At 32.9% G+C, this 14,804-nt stretch carries 15 protein-coding genes; 7 read left to right on the forward strand and 8 right to left on the reverse strand.

What is annotated here, in order from left to right:
• Positions 1 to 686 (forward strand): multicopper oxidase domain-containing protein (locus ACH2BG_RS09855; RefSeq protein ID WP_395047523.1); only part of this gene is annotated, 686 nt, incomplete at its 5' end.
• 152 nt (positions 687 to 838) lie between these two features.
• Here the strand turns inward: ACH2BG_RS09855 and murI are convergent.
• The 8 genes from murI to ACH2BG_RS09895 all read right to left on the reverse strand — a co-directional run bounded on the left by murI (position 839) and on the right by ACH2BG_RS09895 (position 9,141).
• Positions 839 to 1,618 (reverse strand): glutamate racemase, encoded by a 780-nt coding sequence (murI, locus tag ACH2BG_RS09860; RefSeq protein WP_395047524.1) that lies wholly within the window; start codon positions 1,616 to 1,618, stop codon positions 839 to 841.
• Between the two features lie 71 nt (positions 1,619 to 1,689).
• Positions 1,690 to 2,187 (reverse strand): OmpH family outer membrane protein, encoded by a 498-nt coding sequence (locus tag ACH2BG_RS09865; protein WP_395047525.1) that lies wholly within the window; start codon positions 2,185 to 2,187, stop codon positions 1,690 to 1,692.
• A 44-nt stretch (positions 2,188 to 2,231) separates the two neighbouring features.
• On the reverse strand, positions 2,232 to 3,209 hold the full coding sequence (locus ACH2BG_RS09870) for an OmpH family outer membrane protein (RefSeq protein WP_395047526.1): 978 nt from the start codon (positions 3,207 to 3,209) through the stop codon (positions 2,232 to 2,234).
• 40 nt (positions 3,210 to 3,249) lie between these two features.
• On the reverse strand, positions 3,250 to 6,021 hold the full coding sequence (bamA, locus tag ACH2BG_RS09875; protein WP_395047527.1) for an outer membrane protein assembly factor BamA: 2,772 nt from the start codon (positions 6,019 to 6,021) through the stop codon (positions 3,250 to 3,252).
• A complete protein-coding gene (locus tag ACH2BG_RS09880) occupies positions 5,954 to 6,694 on the reverse strand; it encodes an isoprenyl transferase (RefSeq protein ID WP_395047528.1) in 741 nt (246 codons plus the stop codon). Before ACH2BG_RS09880 ends, bamA begins: the two co-directional genes overlap by 68 nt.
• 6 nt (positions 6,695 to 6,700) lie before the next feature.
• Positions 6,701 to 7,384 carry a DUF6089 family protein gene (locus ACH2BG_RS09885; RefSeq protein ID WP_395047529.1) on the reverse strand — a complete coding sequence of 228 codons (684 nt, stop codon included), beginning with the start codon at positions 7,382 to 7,384 and terminating at the stop codon, positions 6,701 to 6,703.
• Between the two features lie 136 nt (positions 7,385 to 7,520).
• Positions 7,521 to 8,405, reverse strand: a complete 885-nt coding sequence (locus tag ACH2BG_RS09890; RefSeq protein WP_395047530.1) for an NAD kinase — start codon at positions 8,403 to 8,405, stop codon at positions 7,521 to 7,523.
• Between the two features lie 76 nt (positions 8,406 to 8,481).
• Entirely contained in the window at positions 8,482 to 9,141 is a 660-nt protein-coding gene (locus tag ACH2BG_RS09895) for an acetoin utilization protein acuB (RefSeq protein WP_395047531.1), read from the reverse strand.
• A 95-nt stretch (positions 9,142 to 9,236) separates the two neighbouring features.
• Between ACH2BG_RS09895 and ACH2BG_RS09900 the strand changes: the two genes are divergently transcribed.
• The 6 genes from ACH2BG_RS09900 to clpX all read left to right on the forward strand — a co-directional run bounded on the left by ACH2BG_RS09900 (position 9,237) and on the right by clpX (position 14,793).
• Complete coding sequence (locus ACH2BG_RS09900) at positions 9,237 to 9,965, forward strand: pyridoxine 5'-phosphate synthase (RefSeq protein WP_395047532.1); 729 nt, start codon at positions 9,237 to 9,239, stop codon at positions 9,963 to 9,965.
• Between the two features lie 92 nt (positions 9,966 to 10,057).
• On the forward strand, positions 10,058 to 10,822 hold the full coding sequence (locus ACH2BG_RS09905) for an alpha/beta fold hydrolase (RefSeq protein ID WP_395047533.1): 765 nt from the start codon (positions 10,058 to 10,060) through the stop codon (positions 10,820 to 10,822).
• A gap of 27 nt (positions 10,823 to 10,849) precedes the next feature.
• Positions 10,850 to 11,194: a phage holin family protein gene (locus tag ACH2BG_RS09910; protein WP_395047534.1), complete on the forward strand. Its 345-nt coding sequence runs from the start codon at positions 10,850 to 10,852 to the stop codon at positions 11,192 to 11,194.
• Positions 11,195 to 11,279: 85 nt separating this feature from the next.
• Positions 11,280 to 12,605 carry a trigger factor gene (locus ACH2BG_RS09915; protein WP_395047535.1) on the forward strand — a complete coding sequence of 442 codons (1,326 nt, stop codon included), beginning with the start codon at positions 11,280 to 11,282 and terminating at the stop codon, positions 12,603 to 12,605.
• 206 nt (positions 12,606 to 12,811) lie between these two features.
• The gene (gene clpP / locus ACH2BG_RS09920) at positions 12,812 to 13,483 is read left to right on the forward strand and encodes an ATP-dependent Clp endopeptidase proteolytic subunit ClpP (protein ID WP_395047536.1); all 672 of its coding nucleotides are present in this window, start codon (positions 12,812 to 12,814) and stop codon (positions 13,481 to 13,483) included.
• Positions 13,484 to 13,557: 74 nt separating this feature from the next.
• Positions 13,558 to 14,793 carry an ATP-dependent Clp protease ATP-binding subunit ClpX gene (gene clpX / locus ACH2BG_RS09925; protein WP_395047537.1) on the forward strand — a complete coding sequence of 412 codons (1,236 nt, stop codon included), beginning with the start codon at positions 13,558 to 13,560 and terminating at the stop codon, positions 14,791 to 14,793.
• Positions 14,794 to 14,804 lie beyond the last annotated feature (11 nt).

A 14,804-nucleotide genomic window follows, 5' to 3' on the forward strand; every position in this document is an offset into this window, starting at 1 on the left:
ATGCCAACGTAGAGGGAGATTGGTTTTTTCATTGTCATATTCTCTACCATATGATGAGCGGAATGGGCAGAGTTTTTACTTATGAAAATCAAGCACCAAATCCATTAATTTCAAACCCAAAATTAGCACAACGCAAACTTTTTGCCGACGACAGAAAATTTCATTTTATGGCAGAAAATGATTTTGCAACCAACGGAAACGATGGCGAAGCAATGTATCAAAGCACGCGTTGGAGCATTGGCACAGAATGGCGTTTGGGTTACAACGATCATCACGGTTACGAAACCGAAACACACATTGGACGATATATTGGCAAAATGCAATGGATAATGCCGTTTATTGGTTTCGATTGGCGTTATAGGAAAATGGAAGAGGACGAAATGGAAGAAAATCTTTTCGGACAACAAAGCACTAAAGATGTTCGTTCCGTTTTTAGTGCAGGTTTAGAATACACTTTGCCAATGCTTATAAAAGCACAAGCCGAAGTTTTTACCGATGGGAATTTCAGATTACAATTTGAACGAATGGATATTCCAGTTTCTAAAAGACTCCGAATGGATTTATCGTGGAATACCGATAAAGAGTATATGGGAGGATTACGATACATTATGAAAAGGAACTTTAGTTTAACAACACATTATGACAGCGATATGGGAATAGGTTTTGGTATGAATTTGAATTATTAAATAATTAGTTTAAGTGAATTTACAAGAAAGCCCAAATTTTATTTTTAGCCCTGATTGAGCCGATATCCTCTTTTCTTGTTTTTTGGGAACGAGAAAAGAGATAAAGGTGAAAGCAGGAATTTAGCTTGCAAGAAGGCGCAAGATTTTCGCTTCTAAAAATTTTTCTCGAATATGTTTTCTGAAAAACCCAATATGTTTTTTAAAACAGTTGCATCACTATTTACATAAAATACCTGTTTGCTGTTTTTTGTGGCAGTGTTTAGTAAATTATTTTTTTCTAAAATGGTTTTGGTTTGTTTTGCTACAGCTTCGCCAGAATCGATTATTTTGATATCTTCTGGAATAATTTTTTTGATGGCTGGTATTAAATAGGGGTAATGACTACATCCTAGAACCAGATAGTCGATGTTTGCCGTTATCATGGGCTCGAGATAGGAGGTGAGTAGTTTTGTCATTTCTGGGGATTCGATCTCATCGTTTTCTATGAGTTCTACGAGTCCGTAACCTATTTGTTCGATGACTTTTACGTTTGTATAACTTTCCACTTGTCTATTGAATAGCTCGCTGTTTATTGTGCCTTTTGTGGCTAGAATTCCTATTGTTTGTGTTTCGGTTTTGTTTGCGGCTGTTTTTATAGCTGGTTCTATTCCTATAATTGGAACTTTATATTTAGCTCTAATTTCGGTAATAGCATTTGTTGTAGCGGTGTTACAAGCAACCACAATCATTTTGCAATTTTGAGACAATAGAAAATCGATGTTCTTGTAACAGAGTTGTATGATTTCTTGTTTTGTGCGTTTTCCGTAGGGTGCATTCTTGCTGTCTGCTAGGTAAATAGTATTCTCGTAGGGAAGTAATTGATGAATTTCTTTCCAGATTGATGTTCCGCCTATTCCTGAATCGAATAATCCTATTGGGTTGTTGTTGCTCATAAAAACAAATGTAAAAAAAAAACTATCTCGTTTTTTAGAACGAGACAGTTTTTTAATTTATTTTGAAAGTATTAGAATTTTAATTCTTTTTTCACATCTTCAATTAAGTTTGGACCATCGGCAAGGATTAAACTTGCAGAATCCATAACATATTGGTATCCTTTTGCTTTTCCTACTTTTATAATGGCAGCTTTAGCCTTGTCCATAATAGGTTTAACAATTTCTTGTTCTTTGTCTTGTAATTGCTTTTGAGCAGAGTCTCTGTATTGTTGAATACGTTGTCCCATGTCTTGCATTTCTTTTGCACGAGTTTCATTGATAGCTTCAGTTGTAGTTGCAGCTTCACCTTCGTATTTTTTCATTTTTGTTTGGTACTCAGTTACCATAGTACCGTACTCAGTATCGAAAGTCTTGCTTAATTTGTCTAACTGTGCTTTTGCAGATGTCATTTCTGGCATTTTAGATAATAAATCTTGTACATCGATGTGAGCTACTTTTGTTTGAGCATTCATTGTGCTAGCACCAAAAAACATAACTGCTGCAATAAGTAAAGTTTTAATCTGTTTCATCTTTTTTGTATTAGTGTATTAATTAATTTTAAGGGTTTTTGTTTTTAATTTTTCTTTTTTGCGGCTTCTTTATCAGCTGCTATTTTTTTCTTCTTTTCTTCTAATGCTTTTTTGCGTTCTTCGAGCGTTTTTTTGTTGTTTTCTATTGTTTTTAGACGGGCTACTTCTTTTGCATTTTTAATAGAATCTTGAGCTATTTTACGGTCTTCAATTTTATTAAAATTTTCAGAAGCTGTTTTGTTAGTTGCTGTAGAATCGATAGTTGCTCCAGTTTTGTTTCCTTTTGGGTCTTCTAACAATTTTTTGCGCCTGTCTTCAAAATCTTTTTTCTTTTGCGCAGCACTTTGTTTGCGTTCTTCGATTGCTTTTTCGCGAGCTATTTTTTTGTCTTCAAGAAGTTTTTGTCTTTCGGCTAATGCTGGATTGGCTTCTATTTTTTCTTTTTCCTCTTCTTTTTCTTCGTTGGCTTTAAGCTGTTTTTTGCTTACTTGCTCTCTCTTTTCAGATTGTGTTATCATTCTTACAACTCTGTCGCTGATATCGAATGATTTTCTTGAGAAAAGCATAGTCAAATCTGAAGATTTATCGAAAATAAAATCATATCCTCTTGCTTCGGCAATGTCTTGTACTGCTGTAAAAACTTGGTCTTGTACGGGTTTTGCGATTGCAGTTTTCTGAATTATAAAATCACCGTTAGAACCAAATCGTTTTTGTTGGTAATCGATCAAATCGTTTTCAAGGAACTTAATTTCTTCTTCTCTTTCGTCTATAAGTTCTTTTGTTAGCAAAGCTCTTTCTGACTTAAGAATGTCTTTTAGTTTATTTATTTCGTTTTTTTTGACTTCAATGTCTTGTTTCCATTTTTGGGCTTTTTGCTCCAATTGTACAGATGCTTCTTTGTAATCAGGTACATTTTCTAGGATATAATCCATGTCTATATAACCTATTTTAGCTCCTTTTGCTTGTGCATTACTGGTTACAGTAGTGCCAAAAATTAGTAACAATAAAAAAAACTTTTTCATAAACGTGTAATGTTAAGTTCAACTATCGTGCCAAATATAATTAAAATTGTTGACCTATTATAAAATGTGTTTCCCAGCCATTTTTTACGTTTGTTCCTGGAATAGCATCAAAACCATGTCCAAAATCTATTCCTAATAATCCAAATGCAGGCATAAATACTCTTAACCCGACTCCTGCAGAACGTTGCAATGTAAATGGATTATATCCTTTAAAATCTTTATATGCTGAACCAGCTTCTACAAAAGTAAGAGCATATATTGATGCTGTTTGCTTTAATGTAATAGGATAACGTAATTCTAATGAGAATTTATTGTATACGGTTGCTCCAATTTGTTGCCCTGCTCTGGATCCTTCAGTAATTACGGGTGTTAATGAGTTGTTAGGATAACCTCTAAGCTGTATAGTTTCTCTACCATCCATCGAATAATTTGCTAATCCATCGCCTCCTAAATAAAATCTTTCGAAAGGAACAACACCTCTGTCTTGATTATATGCACCCATAAACCCAAATTCACCTAAAGTACGAAGTGTTAGTTTTTCATAGACTTTACTAAACCATTCTGCTTTAAATTTTATCTTATAATATTCTAACCAATTGTATTTTTTTTGATCTACTTTAGATACATCAGAATCAGCTTTTTGGTAACTATCTACAGCCATATAACCTGTTTGACCTTGTGCATTTGTGCCTAAAGCTATATAATCTCCTTCACTTGGAATATGACCTAAATCATCATTTACTATGATAATTCCAGAATTTGATTTGTATTTTAGTTTATAAGCTTCTTCATTTTCTAAATTACCATAATTAACTCCATTAAGTAAAGAATAAGGTAATGTCATTTTTGCTGAAACACTAAATTCTGAACCAGTAGTTGGAAATATAGGATTTACTCCTTTGTTGTTTCTACTTAAACCAATCGTGTAAGCTAAATTACGAGATGCTCCATCTCCGAAAGTAAATAGACCTACATTATAGTTATTTAAGTCGTAATGTTGGTAACTTAATGCATGAGATAATACGAAATAATCGTCAGGTACTTGTAGTCTTTTTGCTATTCCTACAGAAACTGAAAATATATTAAAGTTTTTAGACTTGTCTACTTTTCCTGTTTGTGAATTTTGAGAAAACTGTTTACTATAAGAAATTGAACTTGAGAAATTTACAGGTTTTTTTCCTCCAAACCATGGTTCAGAAAAAGAGAAACTATAAGTTTGAAAATAAGTACTTCCTTGCAATCTTAAAGATAATTTTTGTCCGTCACCCATAGGTAATGGTTTGTATGCGTTCTTCTTGAAAATATTTCCAATCGAAAAATTATTAAAAGAAAGTCCTAATGTTCCTATAAATCCGCCACCACCATAACCACCTTGTAGTTCTATTTGACTTGCTCCTTTTTCTACTAAATTATATTTAATATCTACGGTTCCGGCTGCTGCATCTACATTTTCGAAATCGGGTTTGATAGCTTCTGCATCAAAAAATCCTAATTGTCCTATCTCACGAATTGTTCTAATTAGTGTTTCTTTGCTATAAATATCTCCGGGTTTTGTACGAAGTTCTCGGTATATAACTTTGTCGTTTGTTTTGTCGTTTCCTACAACAGATATTTTGTTGAAATAGGCTAATGGTCCTTCTATTACACGGATTTCCATGTCTATAACATTGTTTGCAGTTCCTACTTCAACTGGATTTATTGTAGAGAAAAGATAACCATTGTTTTGGTATAAATTTGTTAAATCTTCGCCGTCTGGTTTCGATTTGTCGGCTATTCTTTCTTCTAATAAAATACCATTATATACATCTCCTTTTTTAATCCCAAGTACTCTTCCTAGAAACTGGTCATTATAAACGGTGTTTCCTAAAAATTTAATATCGCCAAAATAATATTTGTTACCTTCTTCGATATTTAAATTGATGGATATTTTATTTTTTTCTTTATCAAAAGTCACAGAGTCAGACACAATTCTTGCATCACGATAACCATTTTCTTTGTACTTATCTACAATTGAGGTTAAGTCTTCTTTGTATTTTTCTTTAATGTATTTTGATGATTTAAAGATATGAAGAACACTTTGTTGTTTTGTGTTTTTCATCGCTGCTCGAATTTTCGAATCTGTAAACTGTGTGTTTCCGTTCACAGTTATCTTTTCGACCTTAACTTTTTGGCCTTTGTCCACATTTACAACCATGTTTACATGGTTTATTGTTGTAGTATCTTGGGTCGTTACAATATTTACTTTTGTATTATAGTAACCTTCTTTTTTATATTTATTTTCAATATAATTTTTAGTGGTTGTAATAAGGTTTTCGTTAACTATTTTTTCGGGTGTTAGTTCCGTGTCTTTGGTTATTGCTTCTAGTTTACCTTTTTTGATACCTACAAACTTTGCCTCTTTTAGTTTAGGAAGTTCATTAATATTCAATTCAAGAGAAATACTATCGCCTTCTATTTTATCTACATAAAAATTCACATCGTTATAAAGCCCTAGTTTCCAAAGTTTTTTTATCGAATTACTAATTTCTTCTCCAGGAATTGTAATATTTTGCCCTTTTTCTAGACCAGCAAAAGTTACAATAGTTTGTTCGTTGTAGGTAATTTTTCCTGTAACAGTAACTTTTTTCAATATATAAGTTTTACCTTGATCAAAAGGAAGTCGATCTTGTGCATTAACTTGTACTGCGCTACCTAAAAATAAAAATAACAGTACTAATTTTGTACTGTTTACTGCATTAAATAAATTATTTAATCTGTTCACTTGTTTTTCCAAATCTACGTTCTCTTTTTTGATAGCTAATAATGGCTTCATATAAATTATCTTCACTAAAATCTGGCCACAACACATCGGTAAAATAAAATTCTGCGTAAGCTATTTGCCAAAGCAAGAAATTACTAATGCGGTGTTCACCACTTGTTCTTATTACTAAATCTACGTCTGGTAGATTGTGCGTGTAAAGATGCTTATTTAATATTGAATCGTCAATAGAATCTATTGAAATTATATTATTTTTAACTTTATCACTAATTATTTTAACAGCATTTATGATTTCCTCTCTCGATCCGTAGCTTAATGCTAAGGTAAGTGTCATTCTGGTGTTGTTTTTTGTTTTTTCTATTACTTCTATCAATTCTTTTTGAACTGATTTTGGTAAATTTTCAAGATTTCCTATCGAATTTAACTTGATATTATTTTTCACTAAAGTTGCTAATTCTTTTTTTAAGGAATTAATTAGCAATTTCATTAATAAATCGACTTCTAATTTTGGACGGTTCCAATTTTCGGTCGAAAAAGCATATAAGGTTAGGTTTTCTATTCCTAGTTTTGCAGAAGCTTCTACCGTTATTTTTACAGATTTTGTTCCGTTTTCGTGACCAATAGCACGCAACAATCCTTGTTTTTTTGCCCAACGACCATTGCCATCCATAATAATGGCTAAGTGTTTGGGAAGATTGTTAGTATTTATTGATGTTAGCAAGCTCATTTTCGATTATTCGTTACAATAACAAGGTTTGTTTCCAAAGGTATAAGTTAGCGTAAGCCCAGTAAATACATACCAATCGTTACTATTCGTATTACCAAATTTTAAATTTTCTAAACTTCCGTTTTTGGGCAAACTTCCGTCAATATCGTCCGAAAATGTATATCTCGCTCCAGATTCTATTCCTAAAACAAAATTATCGGCAATTCGCATTTTTAAACCACCAATAATTGGTATTGCTACTCCGCCAGAATTTCCATTGGAAGCGTATCTGTCGTTTACAAAATATAAATCATCGGAAGTAAAATAGCTTAAACCAGTATATAAATAGGGTGTTGAAATGAATCCAGATTTATGTAAATTAAAATCAAACCAGTTAAACTCGAATCCTCCAGAAAACTCGGTAATCGTGTTTTGGAAAGTATAATTTCTTTCTTGACGAGAGCTTAAATCAGAACTCGCATCGATTCCTTTTATCTTAGATTGAGTTACCGAAAATCGCCAAGAATACCTAGGATTTTTATTCCATTTGTACAAAATCCCAATAGCAGGTTCCTTTGGTGCGATATATTGTGTGCTTCCTACATCTCCTATAAAATTGCTTCCTCCGCCAAAAACACCAATCTCATGAATTTGTGCATTAGCCATCTGAAAAAGAAAGAATAAGGTTAAAATGTAAGTCGTTTTTCTCATTTATTTTTAATAAGGGTGCAAATATACTAATTCTGAAGACTTAACAAAGTGAAATTTGTCATCCCGAACAAATAATTAGTTGTTTTTTATTGATGTAAAAACGAAAAATAGAGAGTTGTAGTATTTCGTGGTAAGATTAATTTCGTTTGTCTTCGCCCCAAAGCAGTTTGTTACGTAATGTTTTTAAGAAAGTTTCCTCAGGAATTTCGATCATATTAATTTTAAAAGGCGTTTTTTTAATAGTCAAAATTGCTTCGTTTTTTACCGATGCAATTCTGGAATCTAATGAAACTAAGTAGTTTTCTTCACGACCAGAAACCTTCAATTTTATTTCGGTATTATCAGGAATTACAAGCGGTCTGGCGTTTAAGTTGTGTGGTGCAATAGGTGTTACAACCAAGCAATTTGCTTCGGGCGTAAGAATTGGTCCGCCGCAACTCATCGAATAGCCTGTAGAACCTGTTGGGGTTGATATTATTAATCCATCTGCCCAATAAGAATTTAAATATTCTCCGTTCAAATAGGTTTCAATAGTAATCATCGAAGTAGTATCTTTTCGGCTTACCGTAATTTCGTTCATCGCAAAATTCAAATCTTTTATTTCTTCAATTTTACTGGAACATTTTAAACTTAATAAAGTGCGTTTGGAAATAGTATATTTTTTTTCGAGAACCATTTGCATGAATATTTCGATATTCTCTTGCTGAACAGTTGCTAGAAATCCTAATCTTCCCGCATTTATACCTAAAATTGGAATTCCGGAATTTCTTACCAATGTTGCGGCTCTTAAAAAAGTTCCGTCTCCACCAACACTAATTAGCATGTCGAAACTTTTGTCTAAATCTTTGTGAGAGCTAAATTTTTGGTAAGTGTTTACAATCGATTTGTTTTCGACTAAAATAGCAGCGAATTTCTCTTCGATAACAACTTGAACTTTATTTTGATTCAAAAAAGCAAACAATCGCTCGATAATTGCCGAAGTAGAATTCTGGTAAAATTGTCCAAAAACAGCTATTTTCATTTTTAATGTGGATTTGGTTATTCGTGGATTTGGTAATTCGGATAACAAATAACCGAATAACCAAATCCATGAATATCTATATATTAAGGTATTTGTCTAAATATTCCGAACGCTCTTTTAGATTGTTGATGTAATTGTCTTCTTCATGTTCCGAAATTATATCATATTCGTAACGACGAAAAGTTTGAATGATTTCGTTCATTCCGCCAGTGGCGATTTTTAATGTTATTTGTATTTTTCCATTTGTAGAATCGGAAATAAATAAGCCTAAAATTCGACCATTATTCCCTTCAACAATTTGCGAAATCTGGCTAAAAGAGTATTCTGTAATATTTTTTTCAATAATAATAATGCCACCAGATTCTTTTAGAAATGGTGTCTCGTTAAAAAAACGAATAACATCTATAAGTTCATAATACCCTAAATATTTATTACTCTCATCGAGAATAGGCAAAATCGTTGTTTGATTTTTTGCAAAATCCTCTAAAACATCTAACCAAATCGAATCGTTTTTAGCAAAAAAACCTTCGAGCGTATATTTGTAATCGATAATTTTTTTATCAAAATCGAAAGTTTCTACATCTTCGCTAGACAAATTTCCAATAAAAATACCTTCTTCCATAACAGGAAAATGCGAAAACTGCGCGGCTACAAAAAAATCCTGCGCAACAGCAACACTTTCGTGAATGTCGAGCGGTTTGTAATCGTTATTTATATAGTCTGATAAAATATTCATAGCTAAAAAATGTACTGCAAAATAATTAAAAAATAAGTTACTAAGCTTGTTTTAGTTTGTATTTTTGTAATTTATAAATACAAATTAAGTTTATAATGACTCAAAATCAATGCAAGTTAAGTGTAAATATTAATAAAATTGCCACTTTGCGAAATTCTCGTGGCGGAAATGTACCAGATTTACTAAAAGTGGCTGCCGATATTCAGAAATTTGGAGCGCAAGGAATCACGATACATCCACGTCCTGATGAAAGACACATTCGTTACCAAGATGCACGAGATTTGAAACCTATCGTTTACACGGAATATAATATAGAAGGAAATCCGCTTGAGCTTTCATTTATCGATTTAGTTTTAGAAACAAAACCAACTCAAGTTACATTGGTTCCCGATGCTAATGATAATTTGACATCAAATGTGGGTTGGAACACAATTAAAAACAAAGATTTTCTGACTGAAATTACGCAAGAATTTCAGCGAAATAATATTAGAGTTTCCATATTTGTAAATCCAGTGCTCGAAATGATTGAAGGCGCAAAAATTACTGGGACCGACAGAATCGAATTATATACCGAAGCTTTTGCACACCAATATAGCTTGGGAAATAAAAACGCTATCGAACCTTATAATAAAGCTGCGATTTTAGCCAATGAGCTCGGAATTGGTATAAATGCTGGACATGATTTAAGTTTAGATAATATTCAGTTTTTTAATCAAAACATTCCAAATTTGATGGAAGTTTCCATTGGTCACGCACTCATTTCCGAATCATTATATTTAGGTTTGGATAATGTGGTAAATATGTATTTGCAGAAGTTAAAATAGAATAGATTTAAGATTATCGACTTGCGGAAACTCAAAAAAAACTTTGTGAATCTTTGAGCCTTCTTCGTGAATCTCTGTGAAATTATAAAATTATGTTATACTCAAAAATAGAAGGTCAAGGCGCCCCACTCCTAATTCTCCACGGATTTTTAGGTATGTCAGACAATTGGAAAACACTCACCACAAAATATATCGAACAAGGATTTCAAGTACACGCATTAGACTTGCGAAACCACGGAAAATCTTTCCATTCCGATGATTTTAGCTACGAAGTTATGGTGCAAGATGTGGTTGATTATTGCGCGTTTCATAATTTAACTTCTATTGATGTTATTGGACATTCGATGGGCGGAAAAGTGGTTATGTTGCTCGCTACGACTTATCCAGAATTAGTAAATAAATTGATAGTTGCCGATATTGGACCTAAATTTTACCCAATTCATCATCAAACTATTTTAGCAGCACTGAATGCTGTTGATTTTTATAAAAAACCATCACGTGCAGATGTTGAAACCATCGTTTCTGGATATATTTCAGATTTTGGAACTAGACAATTCTTGCTTAAAAATTTATATTGGGAAGAACCTGGACAATTGGCTTTTCGTTTCAATTTGAAAATTTTTAATCAGAAAATTGAAGATATAGGAAAAGCTTTACCTTTTGATAATATATTTGAAAAAGAAAGCTTATTTTTACGTGGCGACAAATCGGATTACATATTAGATTCGGATTTCGAAACCATATTGCATCATTTTCCAAAAGCAGAAATAGAAACTGTTTCAAACGCAGGACATTGGCTTCATGCCGAAAACCCTCTTGAATTTTTTGAAAAAACGGTACAATTTTTGAAGAAATAATTATCAATTTTAAACAAACAAAACATTATGAAACTACTTTTACGCTTACTTCTTACAACAATTATTGTTGTAGCGCTTTCCTATTTTATGGGCGGAGTTCAGGTTGATAATATTACAACAGCTATCAAAGTAGCTATTGTTTTAGCATTGCTAAACACTTTTTTGAAACCAGTTTTAGTCTTTTTCACTTTTCCAATCACAGTGGTTACTTTAGGATTATTCCTATTGGTTATAAATGCCGGAATGGTTTTATTGTGTGATTATTGGTTAGACGGATTTACCATAAGTTCGTTTTTAACAGCCTTATTTTTCAGTATTTTACTATCAATTTCGCAATCTATTTTATACAAATTAATAAAAGACGAGAATTAGCAAAATTCGATAAGTTAAAAATTTGTTGGGTGGCAGAAATTTTGTAATTTTGCCACCCAATTTTATTATGTAAATTAAAGAGAAGATGGATATTAGAAGAATAGCAATAAACGCTGTAACCGAAATTATCGAAATTACAGTAATGCCTACAGATTACAAAGGTCAAGTAGCAAAACGTATCAACGAAAAAATGCCTCTAGCAACTGTAAAAGGTTTTCGTAAAGGTGCTGTGCCAAAAGATTTAGTAGAAAAACAATACGGAAAAGCAATAAAACAAGAAGAAGTTAAGAAAGTTGTCGATTTAGCTTTAGAAAGATTTATCACTGCCGAAAGATTAGCATTGCTAGGAACTCCGTTAGAAATAGAAAAAGAAATTTTCAACTGGGAAGTAGAAGGATTAACTTTTCAATACGAAATAGGATTAGCTCCATTTTTTACTTTAGATTTAGAAGCAAAAACTGACGTAGTAAAATATATTGTTACTGCTGATGATAAAATGATCGACGGACAAGTAACGCGTATCCAAAAACAATTTGGAAAAGCGATTCCTCAAGATGTTGTTTCAGAAAAAACGGATGTTTCAGGAACGTTTACAAACGAAGAAAAAGGAATAAATAATCCAATTACTATTTCTTTAGATATTTTTAAAGACAAAGTAACAGCTAAAAAATTCATCGGAAAAAAATCTGGCGATGTAGTTACAGTAAACACAAAAGGTTTATTTGAAGACGATCATCAGTTGATGGATTTCCTAAAAGTAAGTCATGATGACGTACACGGATTAGAAGTTGATGTAAACTTTACTATCGAAAACATTAATGAAACTGAACCAGCAGAACTAAACCAAGAATTGTTTGATAAACTTTTTGGTGAAGGGAATGTATCTTCATTAGCAGATTTGAAATCAAAAATAAAAGAAGATGCTGAATCTCAATTTGCAGAACAAGCACAGCAAAAACTAACAGATGATGTGGTTAACGCATTAATCGAAAATACAAAATTCGATTTACCAGAAGCATTCCTAAAAAAATGGTTGCAAACTGTAGGTGAGAAAAAATTATCTCCATCAGAAGCAGAAGCAGAATATTACCGTTCAGAAAAAGGATTGCGTTTTCAGATGATTGAAGGTCGTGCTTTGGCTCAAAGTGACATCAAAATCAATTTTGAAGATTTAAAATCATTCACATCAAGATCAATCCGTCAGCAAATGGCACAGTTCGGACAAACAAATCCAACGGATCAAGAAGTAGAAGGAATTGTAGCAAGAGTTTTATCTAACCAAGAAGAAGTAAAAAGATTGTCTGAGCAAGTAACAAAAGACAAACTAATGCAAATGTTGGTCGAAAAAGCAAATCCTACTACAAAAGAAGTTACTTATGACGAGTTTATTGCAGCAATGTACGGCGAATAAATAATAAAATAATTAGTATATTTGAGCGTCTGAATGATATTATTCAGACGCTTATTTTTTTAAAGTTTCTAAATTTTAAAATAGTAATAAGACAGTTTGTCACAAAAAATAAAAGGTACGAACTTTGCTTTAAGATTAAAAAACTATAAGTTTTAGTTCTGCAACTTTAAACTTTTAAACATATAAACTTTTAAACTAAAATTTAAATGAACTACGGAAAAGAATTTAAAAAATTTGCTACCAAACACCAAGGTGTAAACGCAATGTATTATGATAAAATAGTGGGTGCAATGACACCAAAAAACATGACGCCATATATTATAGAAGAACGCCAGTTGAATATTTCTCAATTAGATGTTTTTTCTAGATTAATGATGGACAGAATCATATTCCTAGGAACAGGAATAGACGATCAAATTGCAAACATCGTACAAGCACAATTACTTTTCTTAGAAAGTGCCGATGCTAGTAAAGACATTCAAATCTACTTAAACTCTCCAGGAGGAAGTGTTTATGCAGGATTAGGGATTTATGACACGATGCAATACATCAAACCAGATGTAGCAACAATTTGCACAGGAATGGCGGCGTCTATGGGAGCGGTTTTATTGTGTGCAGGAGCAGCTGGAAAACGTTCGGCATTACCACACTCTCGAGTAATGATTCACCAACCATCGGGCGGAGCACAAGGTGTTGCAACCGATATGGAAATCAACTTACGTGAAATGTTGAAACTAAAAGATGAGTTATATAATATTATATCACAACATTCAGGACAAACTTTCGATAGAGTACATAAAGATTCCGAACGTGATTATTGGATGATTGCCGACGAAGCAAAAGAATACGGAATGATTGATGAGGTGTTGAGAAGATAAAAATAGTCGAAAGTCAAAAGTCGAAAGTCAAAAGACTTTATGACGTTTGACTTTATGACATTTGACTAAAAAAGATGGCAAAAGAAAAATTAGAATGTTCCTTCTGCGGAAGAAAAAAACCAGAAACCAATTTGTTAATTGCTGGAATCGATTCGCATATATGTGACAAATGTATCGAGCAAGCACACGGAATTGTGATGGAAGAAACCAAAACAAGTGGTAAACCAAGACAAGTTTCTGATTTAGTTTTACAAAAACCAAAAGAAATCAGAGCTTTTCTTGATGAATATGTTATTGGACAAGATCAAACAAAAAAAGTAATGTCTGTAGCGGTTTATAACCACTATAAACGTTTAATGCAACAAAATGATCATGATGAAGTAGAGATTGAAAAATCTAATATTATCATGGTGGGACAAACGGGAACAGGGAAAACATTAGTGGCAAAAACAATTGCAAAAATGCTTGATGTTCCGTTAGCAATTGTCGATGCAACCGTTTTGACAGAAGCAGGATATGTTGGAGAAGATGTAGAAAGTATTTTAACACGCCTGCTTCAAGCTGCTGATTACAATGTTGAAGCTGCTGAAAGAGGAATTGTATACATTGATGAGATCGATAAAATTGCAAGAAAGTCTGATAATCCATCTATTACGCGCGATGTCAGTGGTGAGGGTGTACAACAAGCCTTGCTTAAATTATTAGAAGGCACTGCAGTAAATGTTCCCCCTCAAGGCGGACGCAAGCACCCTGATCAAAAAATGATTACGGTTAATACAGAGAATATTCTTTTCATTTGCGGTGGCGCATTTGAAGGAATCTCAAGATTTATTGGTAATCGCTTAAACACAAGACCTCTTGGCTTCGCTTCTTCGGCAGGTTTACATCCTGGCGATCTTGACAAGGAAAATTTAATTCAGTTTGTTACCGCTCAGGATTTAAAAAGCTTCGGACTTATTCCTGAATTGATCGGTCGTCTGCCGGTTGTATCATTCCTTAATCCTCTTGATAAAGAAGCGCTTCGCAAAATTCTTACTGAGCCAAAGAATGCATTAGCAAAGCAGTATAAAAAATTATTTGAACTGGAGGATATTGAGCTTGAGTTCAAAGACGGAGCTCTTGATTTTATTGTCGAAAAAGCTGAAGAATTTAAATTGGGCGCTCGCGGATTGCGTAGCATCTGTGAAGCTGTTATTAACGATGCCATGTTTGATTTACCTTCTGAAAAAGTAGAGCGCTTGGTAATTACTCGAGCCTATGCAGAAGAGAAGTTTAGTCGTTCACAGTATAGCAAACTAAAAGTAGCTTAATCAGCTAAATA

Source organism: Flavobacterium sp. (assembly GCF_043779715.1).
Lineage (GTDB): Bacteria > Bacteroidota > Bacteroidia > Flavobacteriales > Flavobacteriaceae > Flavobacterium.